At 63.0% G+C, this 15,874-nt stretch carries 19 protein-coding genes, 2 tRNA genes and 1 pseudogene; 12 read left to right on the top strand and 10 right to left on the bottom strand.

Translation table 11 applies throughout. The features are described 5' to 3' along the window. Positions 1-8 precede the first annotated feature (8 nt). From ACN0RJ_RS08150 to ACN0RJ_RS08125, 6 genes are all read left to right on the top strand, one after another. Positions 9-2,351 (top strand): hypothetical protein, encoded by a 2,343-nt coding sequence (locus ACN0RJ_RS08150; protein WP_417723948.1) that lies wholly within the window; start codon positions 9-11, stop codon positions 2,349-2,351. Continuing rightward, positions 2,324-3,124, top strand: a complete 801-nt coding sequence (locus ACN0RJ_RS08145) for a LamG-like jellyroll fold domain-containing protein (protein WP_417723947.1) — start codon at positions 2,324-2,326, stop codon at positions 3,122-3,124. Before ACN0RJ_RS08150 ends, ACN0RJ_RS08145 begins: the two co-directional genes overlap by 28 nt. A 6-nt stretch (positions 3,125-3,130) precedes the next feature. Further along, the gene (locus tag ACN0RJ_RS08140; protein ID WP_417723946.1) at positions 3,131-3,574 is read left to right on the top strand and encodes a hypothetical protein; all 444 of its coding nucleotides are present in this window, start codon (positions 3,131-3,133) and stop codon (positions 3,572-3,574) included. Then, positions 3,558-3,839 (top strand): hypothetical protein, encoded by a 282-nt coding sequence (locus ACN0RJ_RS08135; protein ID WP_417723945.1) that lies wholly within the window; start codon positions 3,558-3,560, stop codon positions 3,837-3,839. Before ACN0RJ_RS08140 ends, ACN0RJ_RS08135 begins: the two co-directional genes overlap by 17 nt. A gap of 129 nt (positions 3,840-3,968) precedes the next feature. Further along, positions 3,969-4,790 carry a glycoside hydrolase family 19 protein gene (locus ACN0RJ_RS08130; RefSeq protein WP_417723944.1) on the top strand — a complete coding sequence of 274 codons (822 nt, stop codon included), beginning with the start codon at positions 3,969-3,971 and terminating at the stop codon, positions 4,788-4,790. Positions 4,791-4,813: 23 nt separating this feature from the next. Then, positions 4,814-5,047 carry a hypothetical protein gene (locus ACN0RJ_RS08125; protein ID WP_417723943.1) on the top strand — a complete coding sequence of 78 codons (234 nt, stop codon included), beginning with the start codon at positions 4,814-4,816 and terminating at the stop codon, positions 5,045-5,047. A 145-nt stretch (positions 5,048-5,192) separates the two neighbouring features. Here the strand turns inward: ACN0RJ_RS08125 and ACN0RJ_RS08120 are convergent, their stop codons facing one another. After that, on the bottom strand, positions 5,193-5,921 hold the full coding sequence (locus tag ACN0RJ_RS08120) for a hypothetical protein (RefSeq protein ID WP_417723942.1): 729 nt from the start codon (positions 5,919-5,921) through the stop codon (positions 5,193-5,195). A 361-nt stretch (positions 5,922-6,282) separates the two neighbouring features. Between ACN0RJ_RS08120 and ACN0RJ_RS08115 the strand changes: the two genes are divergently transcribed. The 3 genes from ACN0RJ_RS08115 (at position 6,283) to ACN0RJ_RS08105 (ending at position 8,599) form a co-directional block, all read left to right on the top strand. Then, positions 6,283-6,807, top strand: a complete 525-nt coding sequence (locus ACN0RJ_RS08115) for a hypothetical protein (RefSeq protein ID WP_417723941.1) — start codon at positions 6,283-6,285, stop codon at positions 6,805-6,807. 286 nt (positions 6,808-7,093) lie between these two features. Continuing rightward, positions 7,094-7,183 (top strand) — tRNA-Ser (locus ACN0RJ_RS08110). A 147-nt stretch (positions 7,184-7,330) separates the two neighbouring features. Then, entirely contained in the window at positions 7,331-8,599 is a 1,269-nt protein-coding gene (locus ACN0RJ_RS08105) for a tyrosine-type recombinase/integrase (RefSeq protein WP_417723940.1), read from the top strand. Here ACN0RJ_RS08105 and ACN0RJ_RS08100 read toward each other — a convergent pair. The 7 genes from ACN0RJ_RS08100 to ACN0RJ_RS08070 all read right to left on the bottom strand — a co-directional run bounded on the left by ACN0RJ_RS08100 (position 8,581) and on the right by ACN0RJ_RS08070 (position 13,892). After that, complete coding sequence (locus ACN0RJ_RS08100) at positions 8,581-8,778, bottom strand: hypothetical protein (RefSeq protein WP_417723939.1); 198 nt, start codon at positions 8,776-8,778, stop codon at positions 8,581-8,583. The genes ACN0RJ_RS08105 and ACN0RJ_RS08100 overlap by 19 nt on opposite strands. Positions 8,779-8,845: 67 nt before the next feature. Then, positions 8,846-9,178, bottom strand: a complete 333-nt coding sequence (locus ACN0RJ_RS08095) for a DUF2190 family protein (RefSeq protein WP_218449094.1) — start codon at positions 9,176-9,178, stop codon at positions 8,846-8,848. Positions 9,179-9,180: 2 nt separating this feature from the next. Continuing rightward, entirely contained in the window at positions 9,181-9,399 is a 219-nt protein-coding gene (locus ACN0RJ_RS08090; protein WP_417723938.1) for a phage head-tail joining protein, read from the bottom strand. Between the two features lie 2 nt (positions 9,400-9,401). Continuing rightward, positions 9,402-10,787: a Mu-like prophage major head subunit gpT family protein gene (locus ACN0RJ_RS08085; protein WP_417723937.1), complete on the bottom strand. Its 1,386-nt coding sequence runs from the start codon at positions 10,785-10,787 to the stop codon at positions 9,402-9,404. Further along, positions 10,784-11,185: an HK97 family phage prohead protease gene (locus tag ACN0RJ_RS08080; protein ID WP_417723936.1), complete on the bottom strand. Its 402-nt coding sequence runs from the start codon at positions 11,183-11,185 to the stop codon at positions 10,784-10,786. The genes ACN0RJ_RS08085 and ACN0RJ_RS08080 overlap by 4 nt, the downstream gene beginning before the upstream one ends. Continuing rightward, positions 11,178-12,452, bottom strand: coding sequence for a phage portal protein (locus ACN0RJ_RS08075; RefSeq protein WP_417723935.1), 1,275 nt, complete (start codon positions 12,450-12,452; stop codon positions 11,178-11,180). The genes ACN0RJ_RS08080 and ACN0RJ_RS08075 overlap by 8 nt, the downstream gene beginning before the upstream one ends. A gap of 286 nt (positions 12,453-12,738) precedes the next feature. Beyond that, positions 12,739-13,892, bottom strand: a protein-coding gene (locus ACN0RJ_RS08070; protein WP_417723142.1) for an IS3 family transposase whose coding sequence is annotated in 2 segments (ribosomal slippage) — positions 12,739-13,640 and positions 13,640-13,892 — 1,155 coding nt in all. Because the reading frame shifts where the segments join, the coding sequence is not laid out codon by codon here. Between the two features lie 81 nt (positions 13,893-13,973). Between ACN0RJ_RS08070 and ACN0RJ_RS08065 the strand changes: the two genes are divergently transcribed. From ACN0RJ_RS08065 to ACN0RJ_RS08055, 3 genes and pseudogenes are all read left to right on the top strand, one after another. After that, a complete protein-coding gene (locus tag ACN0RJ_RS08065; RefSeq protein WP_417723934.1) occupies positions 13,974-14,192 on the top strand; it encodes a hypothetical protein in 219 nt (72 codons plus the stop codon). A gap of 8 nt (positions 14,193-14,200) precedes the next feature. Continuing rightward, positions 14,201-15,013, top strand: coding sequence for a recombinase family protein (locus ACN0RJ_RS08060; RefSeq protein ID WP_417723933.1), 813 nt, complete (start codon positions 14,201-14,203; stop codon positions 15,011-15,013). Beyond that, positions 15,014-15,223 (top strand): annotated as a pseudogene (locus ACN0RJ_RS08055) (zinc ribbon domain-containing protein); the annotation flags it as partial. Between the two features lie 129 nt (positions 15,224-15,352). Here the strand turns inward: ACN0RJ_RS08055 and ACN0RJ_RS08050 are convergent. After that, positions 15,353-15,532 carry a hypothetical protein gene (locus ACN0RJ_RS08050; RefSeq protein ID WP_417723932.1) on the bottom strand — a complete coding sequence of 60 codons (180 nt, stop codon included), beginning with the start codon at positions 15,530-15,532 and terminating at the stop codon, positions 15,353-15,355. A gap of 184 nt (positions 15,533-15,716) precedes the next feature. Further along, positions 15,717-15,793: transfer RNA gene (locus tag ACN0RJ_RS08045), tRNA-Arg, on the bottom strand. Positions 15,794-15,874: the final 81 nt, after the last annotated feature.

The raw sequence follows: 15,874 nt of genomic DNA, 5'->3' as shown, positions 1-15,874 counted from the left end.
AAAAAGCAATGGCGGACCAACCTAGCGCAATATGGCTTGGCACTCCGGTTTCGGAAGATCATGAACCGGATCCGGTCAAAATCGTGGAATGGGCCGAGTATGTCGAGCGGCTCGCCGAGCGCGCGGCGATCTCTGGCGGTCTTCCGCATGAGGCCGTGGCGGTCGCGACCACGGCCGCGATTGTCTTGTCCGGCGAGCAGGTGATCGACGGCGAGGCACAGTCGGCCGGCGCTCGGGTTCTGGTCAAGGATCAGGCCGACCCGGCCGAGAATGGATTTTGGAACGTGGCCGCGGGCGCTTGGGTGCGCGCGGCCGACATGGACTCGGCCGAGGACGTTCAGGGCGCGGCCGCCTATGTTCAGGGCGGCGCGGTCAATGCCGGCCGCACCTATGGCACGACGTCCGAGGTCTCGACGCTCGGCGCGGATCCGGTGGTTTTCAGGATTGTTTACGACAATTCCGGTTTTGAGGCCGAGCTTTCGGCGAAGCTTGCCGCGGCCGCCAACCTGGGTGATCTCGACAGCCCGTCGGCGGCGCGCGCGAATATCGGCCTCGGGGCGGTGGACAATACGCCGGATCTCGACAAGCCGCTTTCGGATCCCGCGCGGCTCGCGCGTGACGCGAGCCTGTCTCCGCTGCGCGAGGGCGCGGGAAACGGGCGCTCGGCCGTGCGCGGTTTTCTGGACTATTGGCGCGACAAGGCCGGAAATCTGGTCGCCGGCGTCGAGCGTCTGACCGGCCGCCTTGCGGTGGCCGACCTGGGCTTTTTGCCGGATCCGCGTCGCACCGGGCCGCGCTATTTCGGTGCGGCCTATGACGCCTCGGGAAAGGTCTTGAGCTACTACACGCGCCGCGGCCTGCTCGCGATCACTGGCGGGCTCTTTTCGGACGTGCGCGCCGGTGCCAGATCGGCCTTGCGGTTCCCGTGGTCGGTTTCCGACCGCGCCGGGCGTGTCGTCATAGGTATCCGGCCGGACGGCACGACGACGCTCTATCCCTCTCCCGAAACGCGCGGCAATTTCTACATGGCGCCCCGCGAGGTCGGCGGGGACTTGCGCGCCTTCAATGTGCGGCGGTTCGGAAAGCGCGCGCGTATCGCGACGGTCCAGGACGGTGACGGCAAGGTTTTCGACGTGATTCAGCGTGACGGGAAATCCGTCGCGGTTGCCGACGACGCGGCGCCGCTCTTGCTGCAATTGTTCTACGGGCAATCCAACGCCGGTTTCTCGGGCGGGGGCGATGATAGCGTGCCGATGGTGACGGACGCCATTTTCCCGCATCATGCGCTTGCGTTCGAGGGTCTGCGCGAGGGCTACCGCGACACGCCGTCCGATCCTGCGGATTATGTCGATTTCGAGCCGCTTTATGACAAGCCGAGCAAGCAACAGCTCGCCGCCACAATGTCGGCATTCGGATATGAGCATGCGCGCCGATTCCATGACGGCCGCGCGTCGCCGGGGGTTCTGTCTTTCTTTTCGTGGTGGGGCGGAAAGACGGTCGAGACATTCGAGCGGGGCGGGATCCCTTGGGATAACCTGATGATCGGAATCGATGCCGCCGAGCGTGTCGCCGGGATCTACGGCCGCGACATTGACTGCCGTGTTATCAATTGGGTGCAGGGCGAGGCCGGTTCCGATAGCGGCGTCGAAGCCTATGGGCCGGCGCTTGTTGCCCTCTCCGATGATCTGCGGACGGAGGTTGCCGAGCGGCTCGCGCTCTTGGTCGAGCCGGAAATGGTTGTCTGGCAGATCAACGACAATGACGATGAGCCGAGCGACGAAGGGATTTGGCGCGAGCAATGGCTCGCCTGCAACTCGACTCCGGGGCTCACGATGGGGGGGCCGCTCTATCCCTACCCGCTCACTGACAAGATTCACACAAGCGCCCTCGGCCGTCTGATGCAGGGCGAGCTGGTCGGCGAGGTCAATCGCCGCGTGATCGAGGACGGTTCTTTCACGCCGCTGCAAATGGCCTCGGCCGTGCTGGTCGGGGATACGATCACGGTCTCTTTCGATGTGCCGGCGGGGGCACTGATGTTTGATGATGATTGGATCTTGCCTGTTCCCGACTACGGATTCGTTTTTGCCGATGATGCGGCCTCGGCAGGTATCGCATCGGTCACGATCACGGGGGCCGATGAGATAACGATCACTCTCGACGCGGTTCCGTCGGGCGCAAATCCGAAAATTCAATACGCCGCGTATACCGCTGATGCGGTTGTGGACCGATGGGGCAACGGTCGCGGGTTGCTCTACAGCCCGACCGAAATTCCGTCGCTGTTTCACGGCCTCGGGTACGCCGTCCCTGAAACCGTGCGCCACTATTGCGTGCGCTGCGAAATCAACCTCTGAGGAGTAAGAGAATGTCGATCACCTTCAACAAGACGATAAGCAATCCGCGGCTGCCGGTCGGCGCGGATCTGGCCGACGTGATCTCGGCAGATCCGGCCTTGCGGTTCTGGGGCACGGCCGACGCGGATTTCGCGACGATTTCGGCCGGGGAATTTCTGTCCTTCCAGGACCGCGCCGGCGGCGCCGGGGCGTTCGCGGCGAACGCGAGCTTTTCTCGCGCGGCCGTGGTCGGCGACGCTCTCGCCGGTCAGTCGGTCGCGCGGTTCGCGGGCTATCCCGGAACAGATTTCGACGTCTACACGTCGACGGGTGTCACGATTGCGCAGGATGCCGCCGTGACGCTTGCCGCGATCTTCCGGCCGAAGACGCTCGACCAAAGTCAGGCGATTCTCGGCCGCTTCCTCGGGGCGGATGACAGGTGCGTTTTGCAGTTCAGCACGGGCAACGTGCCGCGGTTCTTGTGTCAGGGGGCATTCGTGGACGGAGTGGCCGTCGCGCTTGATGAGTGGTGCCTTGTGGTGGCGTCCTTTGACGGCGCGGTTTCGAGGATCTGGCAGGATGGCGCCGAGCGCGCGTCGATCACGCCGCCCGATGGCACGACGCACACGGGCGCGTTCCTTCTGGGGTCACTCGACGGAACGACCAACCAGCGCGCGGACGTGGAAATCGCGGATTTCTGGGTTTTCGGTCGCGATCTGATCGGCGGGGATTCCGAGACGCTCGACGCAATCGCCGAGTATGCCGCCACGGTCTACGGTCTCGACGTCGGGTAATCGGGAATGCGCCTGCTCGACGTCTTTCTGCAATACGGCCGGGCGCTTGAGTGGATGACAAGTGCGATTATTTTCGTGTTTGCATGCACTCTTGCCTTGCCCGGCGACACGTTGGCGGCCTCGCGATCCTTTTCGAGTTTCCGCGACGTGGGCCTGACCGAAGAAAATTTGATCTTGGCCTTCACCCTGATTGCGGTGATGCGGTTCGCGGGGCTCTGGATAAACGGAAGCTGGCGGCGCTCGCCGGTGCTGCGCATGACTGGCGCCGCGCTTGGCGCGGGGATCTTCTGGGCGCTCGCGGCCTTGTTCGCCGCGCCCTATCTATCGGGCGTCCAGGGCGCGCTTACTTCGGGGGTCGGTACATATGCCGTCCTCGGTGCGGCCGACGCCTGGGCCGCCTACAGGGCCGCCGCGGACGTGCCGAGGTATCGCCGTGATCGAGTTTTTTAACGGTCTTGAGCCGGACGCCTGGGCGGGAATCGCCGGGTTGTTCGGCGGGATCGGCGCGGCGGTCGCGCTGATCTTCAAGGGTCTGCGGCGGGATCCTCCCGAGGTCGGCGCGGCCTCTCCCGAGGTCGCGCGCATCGAATACGTGGTCGAGGAATTGCGCGCGGTCGGCCGCCGACTGACGAAGATCGAAGCCTCGGCCGAGCGGATCGAACGCCATGCGGTCGAGATCCGGGGCGATACTCGGGTGCTGCTGGATCGCGATTGATCCCGGCCGGTCGGCCGGGGCTGCAACAAACGCCGCGCGGATCCTCGCGCGGCGTTTCCATTTGGAGGGCTTCACATGCTCACGATTGACCGGCTCGCGCGCATGACAGGCGCGCGGGAAAGCGAAAACATGCGATCAGTGCTTGCCGGCCTTGCGGCGAGGGGCCACGGCGCGGGCCTCGGGCGCCCTTGGCGGCTGGCGCATTACGTGGCGCAGCTCGGCCACGAAAGCGGCGGATTCCGCTACGACCGCGAAATCTGGGGGCCGACGCCGGCGCAGGAGCGATACGACACGCGGACGGATCTGGGCAACACGGCCGCGCGTGACGGGGACGGGTTCAAGTATCGGGGCCGCACGGGAATACAGATCACCGGCGCTTACAATGTGGGCGCGTTCTCGGATTGGTGCCGCGCCGAGATCGACCCGGCCGCGCCGGATTTCCGGGCCGCGCCGGATCTGATGAATACCGACCCTTGGGAGGGTCTCGGCCCGATATGGTATTGGGAAACGCGGGGTCTCAATCGCTACGCCGACGCGGGCGATATTGAAAATCTTACCCGCGCGATCAACGGCGGCTTGAACGGCTATTCCGACCGGATCGCCAGATACACGCGCGCGGCTCTTGTGCTGCTCGGTTTCGGTCCCGATGACGTTCGGGCGTTTCAGGAAATGGCCGGTGTCGAGGTCGACGGCCTCTCGGGGCCGATCACGCGCGGCGCGTTGCACCAGTTCTTGTGCCGCCTCGCCCCGGTCGATTTCGGCGGATCCGCGGGGGCGGCTGCGGATCCGATTTCGGCCGAGGCGGTGGCCGATGATCTGCGCGCCGAGCTGGCCGAGGTCAAGCTCGGGATTGATGCGACGCTCGCGCATCTGGCCGACCTTTCCGAGAAAATCGAGGGCGTTCTCGCCGCGGATGATGCGGGCGGGCCTGCGCCGTTTTCCGAACACTGAAACCAAACACGAAAGGAAAATCCATGTTCAAACTCGTAGCGACCAAACTCGCACTCATTCTCCGCGTGGTGGTTTTCTACCCGGCGGCCGGTGCCCTCGCGGTTCTGCCCTTTGTCGATTTCAACCAGGCGACCGGCGGCGTTTGTGTCGATCTCGACGCCGCGTCGGTGGCCGCCTCGGCGGCGATCTGGGCGGCCGTTTCCGGCAGCACCTTTGCATGGTCGCGTCTGGCGAAACGCCTCGGCGGCGCACTTTGACGGGATCCCGGTCGCGCGGTGCGGCCGGGTCTGCGCGCCGGGCGCTTTCCCGGCATACTCCGGCCGGATCGGTCGGCGAGACTTGAGGAATGTGTCTGTTACGGCCGCGCCTCTCATGGCGCGGCCTCCCTCTAGAGAAAAATTCTCACTTTGGCCCAGAGAAAGTAATTCCGGCTCTTGGCGCCGAACTCTTATAGCTTCTCTTTTCGATCTGCGCCGCAATTCCCGAAAGATCGCCGTCAAGCCGGAGCAACTCAGAAAATTCGGAAAGAAACAATTCAGGATGGCGCTGCGCCTCGTCCATATTAATAATAATAGATGGCATACTTGAAGATTCCGTGAGGCTTTGAATTGCCCTGAGAGCCTTCTGGGATTGCATCATCACCCGCCCAATCCCTCCCCTAACATTTGGATTTCTTGCCGTTATCGAACGAGCAGTCGCCACGGGGTTTCGTACACAGAGAACACATATTGGATTTCGGAACACTTTTCCAAAATCATCGGCAAAATCACTTGCCCTCGGCAACTTAAATCCCCAACGGTCATAATCAGCATTGCGCTTTCGAACTAACTTAAGTAGCGGCTTCCTTTCGGACAGAGATTTAGTGAAGGTCTGCTTATCGGGAAAAATTTCCTGAAAATCCAAATCTTCGTAATTTTTTGATTGCAGTCGATTGCCTATGAAATATTCCAACTCATATAGAGCGAAAGACACAACCGAAGTCATGCCACGGGAAGAGCCGCAGACGATTAACGTTTCATTACCTAAAATAGAGTCCAGCTTGGAGGCATTGACTAAGAGAAACGTCTCTTTGAATTCGTAATCATCGTTTGGAGATTCGGCTGTCCGTGACTTCTTGAAAGGGTTCAGCATTCTCGCGGACGCTCCTGATGGGGGGGGGATTAATCCCTAATAGGTCAAAGAAAACTTGGTAACAAGAGTTTACATCAAAGGTGGAGCCTTCCGTGAGCGTCGAAAATTTTACTAGGTCTTTGATCCAACGCTTTGATGATGTGATCCTTTCGAAGGAATGGAAGGATGCCCTGTGGGACAAGTTCGTCTCGAAAGCGCCACGACCACTACTCGACAGAGGTTGTTTTGCAGCCGAATCGCGGCGAGCTGGCATTGCTCGACCTTCGCGACGTGGGGTCATCCTCGGGCGTGTCAGGTGGCGGCTCTGGCGCGGACTACGGGGCGCCCGGCGCGGGCGCGCCGCCGACGCGAGATATTGACGATGGAATCCCGTTCTGAGCCTCGCCCGCGTCTTTTGGTGATCGGCCACGGGCGGCACGGCAAAGATACGGCCGCCGGGATCCTCGCCGAGCGCCTCGGGCTTTCGGCCGCGTCAAGTTCGGAGTTTGTCGCCGAGCGGGCAATCTGGCCGCTCGTGCGGGATCGCGGGATCTGGCCGGACTGGCGCGCCGCCTATTCCGACCGGCACGCGCACCGCGAGATGTGGTTTCACGCGATCCGCGCTTACAACCTCGGGCCGGGGCCGGGACTCGCCGAGCAGCTACTTAGGGAACACGCGATTTATGTCGGGATGCGCGCGCGGGCCGAGCTGATCGCCACGCGCGATCTGTTTGACGCGGTCTTGTGGGTTGACGCGTCGGCGCGCCTGCTTGGCGAGGATCCGGGCAGCATGGAGCTTTCCGCGGCGGATGCTGATTTGGTGATAGACAACAACGGCGGCCTTTCCGATCTGACGCGCGAGGTCGCGGCGGTCGCTGTTCTCGTCGGGGCGCGGTGGGCCGGCTAGAAAAAAGCCCGGCGCGAGGCGCCGGGCAGGTTCATACAGGAGGGGCGGCTTGCCAGCCGTGCCGAAATAATGACCCATTTTAAAGGGACATGCAAAGCAAAACGTGCAGCTCGGAGGGAACAAACCGGAACGCGCCTGCACGGATTTTGCACGGATTGCACGGCGAAACCCGGTAAAAATCGGGGAAATCCGGTGAAAACCAGCAAAAACAAGGCGTTGCGGATCCCGCTACATTCTTGAAAAAATCGCTTGTGTATCCAATGCTTTACAGGCTATTCCGGCTCTCGGAGACGTGGCCGAGTGGTCGAAGGCACACCCCTGCTAAGGGTGCAGACGGGGAACCGTCTCGAGGGTTCGAATCCCTTCGTCTCCGCCACTTTTCGACAATCGAAAATCCCTCAACCAACTGAAAACAAACGGTTATCGCGCTGGGGCGCGCGAGCGATCCGCCGTTTTCGCCTTGTTTTGTGACACATTACGTTGCACAATCTGACCCACGGGGCTTTCGCACGGGATTCAGCCGATGACGATCTACAGACGGGGCAACACCTACCACCTGCGCAAGCGCGTGCCGCTTCGCTACGGGTCCGTAGAGGACCGCAAGATTGTGGGAATCAGCCTCCACACCGACTCCGCATCCGTCGCCCGGACCAAGTCGGAAGGCTTGTGGCAGAACCTCATTGAAGGCTGGGAAGCCAAGCTGGCGGGCGACACGTCGGACGCGGAACGCCGCTTTGAGGCGGCGCGCGAGCTGGCGGCCGTGCGGGGCTTCCGCTACCTGCCAGCCACCAAGGCGTCGGCCCTGCCCACCGAAGAGTGGCTTGCGCGCGTGGAAGCCGTGCCAGAGCGCAACGGCAGGCCGGACATGAAGGAATCGGCCGCGCTCTTGGGCGGAGTGGAAGAGCCGCCTATCACGGTCACCCGGGCGCTGGAATTGTATTGGGGGCTGGCGGCCGACAGGTCGCGCGGCAAGAGCGAAGATCAGCTTCGCCGCTGGAAGAATCCGCGCAAGAAAGCCGTGGCCAATTTCATTGCCCAAGTGGGCGACAAGCCTCTGGCCGAGATAACCGGCGACGACATGCTGGCCTTTCGGGACTGGTGGATTGAGAAGCTGGAAGAGGACGGGCTTACGGCCAATTCCGCGAACAAGGACTTGATCCACCTTGGCGACGTGCTGAAGACCGTCAACCGCATGAAGCGGCTCGGGCTGGTGCTGCCCCTCACGGACTTGTCGCTGAAGGAAGGCGAAGCGCAGACCCGGCCGCCTTTCTCCACTGACTGGATACGCGACAAGCTCTTGGCCCCGGGCGCGCTGGAAGGGCTAAACACGGAAGCCCGGTGCATTGTGCTCGGCATGGTCAACACTGGATACCGGCCGAGCGAAGGCGCGGCCCTCACGGCCGCCACGATCCGGCTGGACCATAAGGTGCCGCATATCTCGATTGAGCCCGACGGCCGCCAGCTCAAGAGCCAATACGCCCGGCGTGTCATACCGCTGGCGGGGGTGAGTCTAGAGGCGTTCAAGGAATGCTCGCAGGGCTTCCCGCGCTACAAGGACAAGCCGGGCCTCTCGGCCACGGTGAACAAGTATCTGCGGGCAAACGGGCTCATGGAGTCTCCCAAGCATGTGCTCTACAGCCTGCGCCATAGCTTTGAAGACCGGATGCTTGCGGCGGGGGTTGATGACCGGATCAGGCGAGACGTGTTCGGCCATCGCCTGACCCGGGAACGCTATGGCAAGGGGGCCAGTCTAGCGCATTTGCTGAAGGTCGTTCAGCAGGTGGCACTCTGACCGGCGACGGCCCGGGCGCGGGCCAGAATGTCGTCGGACATGAGGGCTTCGGCGTCGGTCACTTCGGCTTCGGCCCGGCGGAAATGCAGGGCATAGGCCGGATTCTTGGGCTCGGCCATGACCATGCGCGCGATCTTGGCGCGGGCCGCCTTCAGGCGTTCGAGGTGTTGAAGGTCCATCGGGATACCCGGGATGGACGCTCACGGGCTGCGTCGGGTTGCCGGGCTGGTCAGGCCCGCTTGATGGTCAGCCGTCCAGCCGCACGACGACGGATGCGGACGGATTGGCGGCGGCCGTGACGGCCACGCCGATGCGGTCATTCGCGCCGGTATCGTCGTCGGTCGTGACCACGCCATTCGCGGCGTCGAAGTAGAGCACGTCGCCCACGGCCACGGCGTCGGTGGACACCTTGGGCAGCGTGAAGCACCCGACGGTCACAAGATCGAGGTCCGCGCCGCTGGCGGCGTCGCCAGCCGCCACGCCGATCAGCGCGCCGATTTGCACGATGCTGCCCGAGGTGATCGCCCCGGGCGCGGTCAGGGTGAGGGTATCACCCGGTTGGACGTAGTTGGTCGCCATGGTCAGAGTCCTTTCGAGGTTCTGAAGAGGATGGTGGAAGGCGGCCGCCGGGTGGCGGCCGAGATTTCAGCGTCAAGCGCGGCAAGGGCGCGGGCCATTTCGGTATCGGAGCGGTATTCCACCTCTTCGCCGTTCTGGTCCCGCACGCGCCGCACGCCGCTCGCCCGCGCCGTCATGAGCGCGTCACGGGCGGCCGTGAGCTGGGCGAGCGTCAGGGCCATGCTCAGGCCCCGGCGTTGCGGTATGCGCCCCGATGATCCACGGCACCGCAGCCGAAGTCGAGCACCACGCGAAACTCCCGGCCGAGCGTTTCCCAGCCGTCGCGGCTGGCGAGCTGCGGACCGGGCGCGCTGGACAGGTAGGCGTATTCCAGCACCGGGGCCGTGGCCGGGTCACCGAAGACCCACCATTGCGGGCCGGTGATACGCGGCTCCACCAGAAGCGACAGCTTCGTGGCGTAGACATTCACGTCGTCGGTCGTGGCCGGGTAGATGCTTGCCAGCAGCTTTTCGGCGGCGCTTTCGGACTCCGGCCCCACCAGCAGATACTTGGGCCGGACGTTGACCGGCGTCTTGCCGTCAAGGCCCTTCTGCGTCCGCATGGCGAGCCGGGCGGCGTCCAGCGCGGCTTTGACGGCCACGCCGTCCAGAGGCTCGCCCGAGCTGGCGAGGTTGCCATGATCCGCGTGGAAGAGGTTCTTGCCGTCCGACAGCTTCACGCCGCCGCCGCTGTTCGTGGTCAGAAGGCCAATGAGCTGTGTCGCCTCGGCCTCGGCCGCCGCCCGCCCCATCATCTCGCCCCAGCGGCCGAAGGCCCCCAGATTGTCGCTGATGGTCGCCTTGCGGGTCAGGCTGAACATGCCGCCGAAGGTTTCCAGCGAATAGCCTTCCTTGGTCTCGCCCGTGGTCATGGCTTTGATTTCACCGTGCTCCGAAACCTTCTGAAGCCCGGAAAATTCACCGAGATTCAGGATGGAGATAGCGCGGAAGTCCGACGCCGTGCGCTGGCGGGCCAGCGTCTTCATGACAGACTCGGCGCGACGGTAGGCGTTCATCAGCACGCGATTGCCCGCGCCGATCAGCAGCTCGGGGAAGTCGCTGGTGCCATGCATGGCCCGGGTCAACAATTCTTCACGGCCCATCATGCCCACACGCTCGCCCGCCCGGGTCAGGGCGTCGCGTGCGAGGTCTTCCAGCCCAAGGCCCATGTAGGCCCGGGCTTCGTCGCTGGGGGCGTCGCCAGCCATACGGCAGGCCAGAGCTTCGGTCTGGCGGGTGGCGATGACGGCCGGGTCTTCGTTCTGCGGCGCAGCCGTGCGGATGGTGGGCGCGGTGCGGGTGGCGCGGGCGGCCACGGCCTCTTCCCGGCCGGACTCGCGCACTTCGTCGTCGGTCAGCTCTTCGCCCGCCTCTTCCATGCGGGTTGCCCATTCCTCGGGCAGATTGTGGGCCGCCCGGACACGCTGGATCAGCGCGGCGCGTTCGGTCGTTTGAGTATCTTTCGGCACGTCGGCCTCCTCTTGATGCCGCACGGCCGCGTTCGGGTCGGCGGGGTTGCTGGTCAGGGTGACTTCGGAAAGCGTGATGCGCTTGGCGGTCTTGGTCCTCATTGCGTCGGCCTTCCGTCGTTTCGGTAGGTCCATCCGGCGACGCGGTATCCAATCGAGATGCCTCGCAGCGTCCCGTCAGCGATCCGCTGCCCGACAGGGGCAACATCTTCGGCCGAAGAAAGCTGTATTTCGGCAACAATCTCGTTGCCCTCGCGCCGGATGGATAAGGTGCGCCCGAGGACCGCCCGCACGGTGCGGGTGTTGTGCGAGTCGAGCACGGGCAGGTTTTGCGCTGCCAGATCGAAGGCGTCCGGCGGCAGGATTTCCAGATACGGCCCTTGCGCATCTTGGCGCAGCACGGGGGTCGCCGTGGCGATCACGGCCGAGAACGTCCGGGTGTCCGGGTTGTAGGAGTTCACCCGCACTTCGGCCGAGCGGGTCAGAAGATCGTCAGGCATTGCCGGACTCCTTGGATTTGGGGTTGAAACCGTCGGCCGCGATTTCCGAGTCCAGGTCTTCCAGTGCCCAGCCCCGGGCGGCCACGGCCTTGCGGCGGCTGGTCAGCCCGGCTTCGATCTCGGCCACGGTCGCTTGCGTGTCCTTCAGCGGGTCCACTTGCTGCCATGCCGGGGGCAGCCATTCGGCCCGGTAGGCGCGCGGGTCGGACTCGTAGTCGGGCGCGTCCAGCGCGCCGGACAGCACGCCCCACGCGACCACGCGCCGCCAGATCGGGTTGAGGAGCTGGGGCACTAGAACGCCATACTGGACTTGCTCGCACCGCTGGCGGAAGGGCAGCAGCCCGGCGCGAAGACTGGAATAATTCGCGTCGCTCAGGTCGCCGTCCAGAAGGTGCGAGGGCAGCCCGAGCCCGGCGGCGAGCTGGCGCAGGTTGAGGCGCAGGAAGGCCCCCAGCTCTTGCGCCTGCGCCGGGCTGTTGAATTTCACGTCCAGCCCGGACGGCAGCCGCTTCAGCGTGCCGGGTTCAAGGCCGGACTCCATGATGCCGCCCGCTTCGGTGCCGTCGTAAGGCTCGCCCGCCGTGCAGTTCATGTCAGTCAGGAAGCCCGCGTGCATGGCGGCCACCTTTGCCCCCATCAAGAGGGCGTCGCAGAGCTGGTCGAAGTCGGACGCGGACAGGATGACGGGGGCCAGCCACGACACGCCCCGGACTTGCCCCGGGCCGAGCGGCTTGAACACATGCAGGATTTCCGCCGCCGGGATGCGGACGAGTGACGCGGCCGTGGCGAAGGTATCGGTGGGCTTGGCGGGCAAGACCCAATAGGCGGCGCGGGTGCCGTCGGCGGCAAACTCCACACCCGAGACGATGTAGCGGCCTTCGGGCAGCTCACGGGTCAGGGACTCGTCCACCAGCTCGGGCGGCAAGAGGCGCAGGCGCGGCCCCTCGGGCGTGTCGAGGAGCTGCACAAAGGCTTCGCCATCCACCACAAGACAACGTGCAATCTCAGCCTGAAGGCCCCACACGTCCGTCCGGCCGTCGGCGTCGGCCTCTTCGCCCCATTGCGTCCAGAGCCTCGCCAGCCCGGCGCGCGTGTCGGCGTCGCGGTGCTGGGGAGTCGGGTTGATGCCCGTGCCTGCCAGCGCGCCCACCCAATTCGCGACGCCCTGCGATAGCCAAGGGTTATTCGCTGCCTGATACCGGGCGCGGTTGCGCAAGGTCGGCCCGGCGGCCGTCGTTTCAGTCCCGTGCCGGTGATAGGTACCCATCCCCCAGCCACGCCGCCCACCCGACGCACCGTCGAAACGGCGTATTTGCACGGCGGGGGCCGGACGGGTGAAGAGACGCGCGAAAGGGAAGGCCATTGCTAGCCCACCAGCGGCTTCAGGATCGTGTGCAGCGGCAGCACGATCCACCCGAGCCCCGGTGCAAGAGGCGGCTCCCGCACTTCATGGGTATCGGTGATCCAGCCGGAAACGCTGCGGTCCTCCTGCCTCGGTTCGGGCCAATCGGAAATGAGCTACTCCCCATCTCTTGGACAGGATCTGGCGTAAATTAAGCTACTCGTTGCACCTGCTGATCGGGTTGGTTGATATCATTTCTCTGCCAGTAGACCAGCGCCGGGGGCTGGCCGCCCAAGGCTGAATGCGGGCGCTGGTGGTTGTAGAAGGTCATCCATTTCCGGATCGCCGCTTTCGTCTCCGATCCGGTCTCCCAGGCATGCAGGTAAACGCACTCGTATTTCAGGGTGCGCCACAGCCTCTCGATGAAGATATTGTCGAGGAAACGGCCCTTCCCATCCATCGATATGCGCACGCTGGACCGGCGGAGCCGATCCGTCCAGGCAAAGGACGTGAACTGGGATCCCTGATCCGTATTCATTATCTCTGGCGGGCCGAACTTGTGGATGGCCTCGTTCAGCGCCTCGACACAGAAGTCGGCCTCCAGCGTGTTCGAGATCCGCCAGGACAGGACCTTGCGGGTATGCCAGTCCATGATCGCCACGAGGTATAGGAACCCGCGCCGCATGGGCAGGTAGGTGATATCCGAGCACCAGACCTGGTTCGGGCGTTCCACCCGTAGACCTCTGAGCAGGTAGGGATAGGTCTTGTGGCCCTTCGTCGGCCTGCTCGTGTTGGGCTTCTGGTAAATCGGCACTAGCCCCATCAGGCGCATCAGCCGCCGGATGCGCTTCTCGTTCACTAGGTGGCCGTCGTTGCGCAGGTGCCAGGTCATTTGCCGGACACCGAAGAACGGCGTCTCCAAGAACTGCTCGTCGATCCGCCGCATCAGGCCGAGGTTCTGTTCGGTCTCGCCCTTGGGCGTGTAGTAGAAAGACGAACGCGCGATCGACAGCAACTTGCACTGCTGGCCGATCGACAGATCCAGGTGGTCAGGCTCGATCATGCCGCGCCTCACTTCCCGCCCCAGGGCTTCAGCTTTCGTTCCAAAAAAGAGTTGGCCACCGCCAGCTCCCCGATCTTGGCGTGGAGCTCCTTCACCTGCTCCTCGTCAATCTCCGGCTTCTTGCGGCCCCCGCGTTCGAACACACCGGAGGCGCCTTCGAGCAGGGCTCGCTTCCATTGATGGATCATCGTCGGATGCACCCCGAACCGGCTTGCCAGTTCGGCAGCCGTCTCCTCGCCTTTCAGGGCTTCCAGCGCGACCTTCGCCTTGAACTCAGGCGCGTGCTGCTTCCGTTTCGACATCTCTGATCTCCTTCTCGTCGAAGATCAGCAGACTGCAAATCGTAGCTTATGTCAGTGTCCGAATTTCGGGGGGTAGCTCAGATGGGCTATTCCCAAGCGCAGGCCGACGAAATTATCCACAGATTATCCGACATCATGAACACCTTCATCGACGCCGCTTGGGGAGTCCATCCCGTACAGCTCAGCGCGCAGACAAGAGGCAAGAAAGACCTTCTCCCGAAGGCCGGATGTGGTAAGCTGAGAACAAAGCAACAACAATGTAACACAGATGGCACCGCAGCTTCGCTGTCGGAAGGATGATGGATTCGATGAAGGATAAGAAAGGAAACAACAAAGCCGTAATTTACTGCCGCGTCTCAGACACCAAGCAGACAACGCGCGGTACAGGCTTACACTCTCAGGAAACACGCTGCCGGGAGTATGCGTCCTTTCGTGGCCATGAGGTCGTTCAGGTTTTTACCGATGATGCATCCGGCGGCCTCATCAACCGCCCTGGCATGCAAGCCATGCTCAGCTTCTTGCGGAAGAACCGCCGCCAACCGCACGTCGTGATAATCGATGACATCAGCCGCCTTGCACGCGGCGTTCAGGCTCACCTCGAATTGAGGGCTGCACTCAGCAAGGCAGGCGGCATCCTTGAATCCCCATCGCTGGAATTCGGTGAGGATAGCGACAGTCTGCTTATCGAAAACCTTCTGGCCAGCGTATCCCAACACCAACGCCAGAAGAACGGGGAGCAGACGCTCAACCGCATGCGCGCCCGCGCAATGAACGGTTATTGGGTGTTCCAAGCGCCTGTCGGATACAAGTACGAGCGTATCAGCGGCCAAGGCAAGGTTTTGCACCCTAGCGAGCCTTTGGCTTCGATCTTGAGAGAAGCGCTGGAAGGCTATGCCTGTGAGCGTTTCTCAACGCAGGCGGAAGTAAAGCGCTTCCTTGAAGCCCAACCGGTCTTCCCCAAGACGCCGCGCGGTGAAGTCACGAACCAACGGGTCAACGATTTCCTGACTCAGCCCCTTTATGCGGGCTATCTCGAACTCCCGAAGTGGAACGTCTCGTTCCGCCCCGCCAAGCATGAAGGGCTGATCAGGCTCGAAACCTTTCAGACGATCCAGAACTGATTGAACAGCATCGCACGCGTTCCGGCGCGCAAGGACATCAGCGAAGATTTCCCCCTTCGCGGGTTCGTCCTGTGCGGCTGCTGCGGCACCCCGCTGACTGCCAACTGGTCGAAAGGTAAGGCTGTGCACTACCCCTACTACCTGTGCCGTCAGAAGGATTGCGCAGCCAAAGGCAAGTCGATCCGACGCGAGGTGGTCGAGAAAGAGTTCGAGGCACTTCTAAAGGCACTACGCCCGACCGAAGAGCTCTTCGAGCTTGCTTCCGCACTGTTCAAGGACTTGTGGGAACAACGCGCGAAAACGATGAAAGACCAAGGCAAGACAATGAAGGCCGAGCTTTCACAGATCGAACGTAAGATCGCTCAGCTCATGGATCGGCTTGTCGAAGCCGACAGCGAATCCGTCATTCGTGCCTACGAGAAGCGTATTGGCGACCTCGAAACGGATCGCATGGTCATACGTGAGAAAATCGAAAAATGCGGCAAACCGCTGGCCACCTACGAGGACACGTTCGAACACTCAACGGGATTTCTCTCAAACCCTTGGAAAATATGGGAAAATGGGTCAATTGAGCACCGTCAAACGGTCCTGAAATTGGCATTTGCGGACCAACTGGCATACGACCGTGAAACCGGTTTTCGAACACCAGAAATATCCTTACCGTTCAAGACGTTAGGGGATATTTGCAGTGGAGATTTAGGAATGGCGCACCCGAGAGGATTCGAACCTCTGGCCTCTGCCTTCGGAGGGCAGCGCTCTATCCAGCTGAGCTACGGGTGCGTGCTGCGGGGGTGATACGGCAAAGGCGCAGCGCCCGCAATCGGAAATCTGCGCGCGAAGGCGTCACGCCGCGACGTCTTC

Origin of the sequence: Salipiger sp. (genome assembly GCF_048261495.1) — a bacterium.
GTDB lineage: Bacteria > Pseudomonadota > Alphaproteobacteria > Rhodobacterales > Rhodobacteraceae > Salipiger.
The sequence above is the reverse complement of the archived record's forward strand: the minus strand, read 5'-3'. Positions and strand labels throughout refer to the sequence as shown.

Bases quoted from the DNA above. Each gene is read 5' to 3' on its own strand.
- ACN0RJ_RS08130 (WP_417723944.1), top strand. From the start codon at position 3,969: ATGCGATCAGTGCTTGCCGGCCTTGCGGCGAGGGGCCACGGCGCGGGC.
- ACN0RJ_RS08095 (WP_218449094.1), bottom strand. From the start codon at position 9,178: ATGGCGACCAACTACGTCCAACCGGGTGATACCCTCACCCTGACCGCG.
- ACN0RJ_RS08150 (WP_417723948.1), top strand. From the start codon at position 9: ATGGCGGACCAACCTAGCGCAATATGGCTTGGCACTCCGGTTTCGGAA.
- ACN0RJ_RS08085 (WP_417723937.1), bottom strand. From the start codon at position 10,787: ATGAGGACCAAGACCGCCAAGCGCATCACGCTTTCCGAAGTCACCCTG.
- ACN0RJ_RS08080 (WP_417723936.1), bottom strand. From the start codon at position 11,185: ATGCCTGACGATCTTCTGACCCGCTCGGCCGAAGTGCGGGTGAACTCC.
- ACN0RJ_RS08065 (WP_417723934.1), top strand. From the start codon at position 13,974: ATGGGCTATTCCCAAGCGCAGGCCGACGAAATTATCCACAGATTATCC.
- ACN0RJ_RS08120 (WP_417723942.1), bottom strand. From the start codon at position 5,921: ATGCTGAACCCTTTCAAGAAGTCACGGACAGCCGAATCTCCAAACGAT.
- ACN0RJ_RS08115 (WP_417723941.1), top strand. From the start codon at position 6,283: ATGGAATCCCGTTCTGAGCCTCGCCCGCGTCTTTTGGTGATCGGCCAC.
- ACN0RJ_RS08105 (WP_417723940.1), top strand. From the start codon at position 7,331: ATGACGATCTACAGACGGGGCAACACCTACCACCTGCGCAAGCGCGTG.
- ACN0RJ_RS08075 (WP_417723935.1), bottom strand. From the start codon at position 12,452: ATGGGTACCTATCACCGGCACGGGACTGAAACGACGGCCGCCGGGCCG.
- ACN0RJ_RS08090 (WP_417723938.1), bottom strand. From the start codon at position 9,399: ATGGCCCTGACGCTCGCCCAGCTCACGGCCGCCCGTGACGCGCTCATG.
- ACN0RJ_RS08060 (WP_417723933.1), top strand. From the start codon at position 14,201: ATGAAGGATAAGAAAGGAAACAACAAAGCCGTAATTTACTGCCGCGTC.
- ACN0RJ_RS08100 (WP_417723939.1), bottom strand. From the start codon at position 8,778: ATGGACCTTCAACACCTCGAACGCCTGAAGGCGGCCCGCGCCAAGATC.
- ACN0RJ_RS08125 (WP_417723943.1), top strand. From the start codon at position 4,814: ATGTTCAAACTCGTAGCGACCAAACTCGCACTCATTCTCCGCGTGGTG.
- ACN0RJ_RS08140 (WP_417723946.1), top strand. From the start codon at position 3,131: ATGCGCCTGCTCGACGTCTTTCTGCAATACGGCCGGGCGCTTGAGTGG.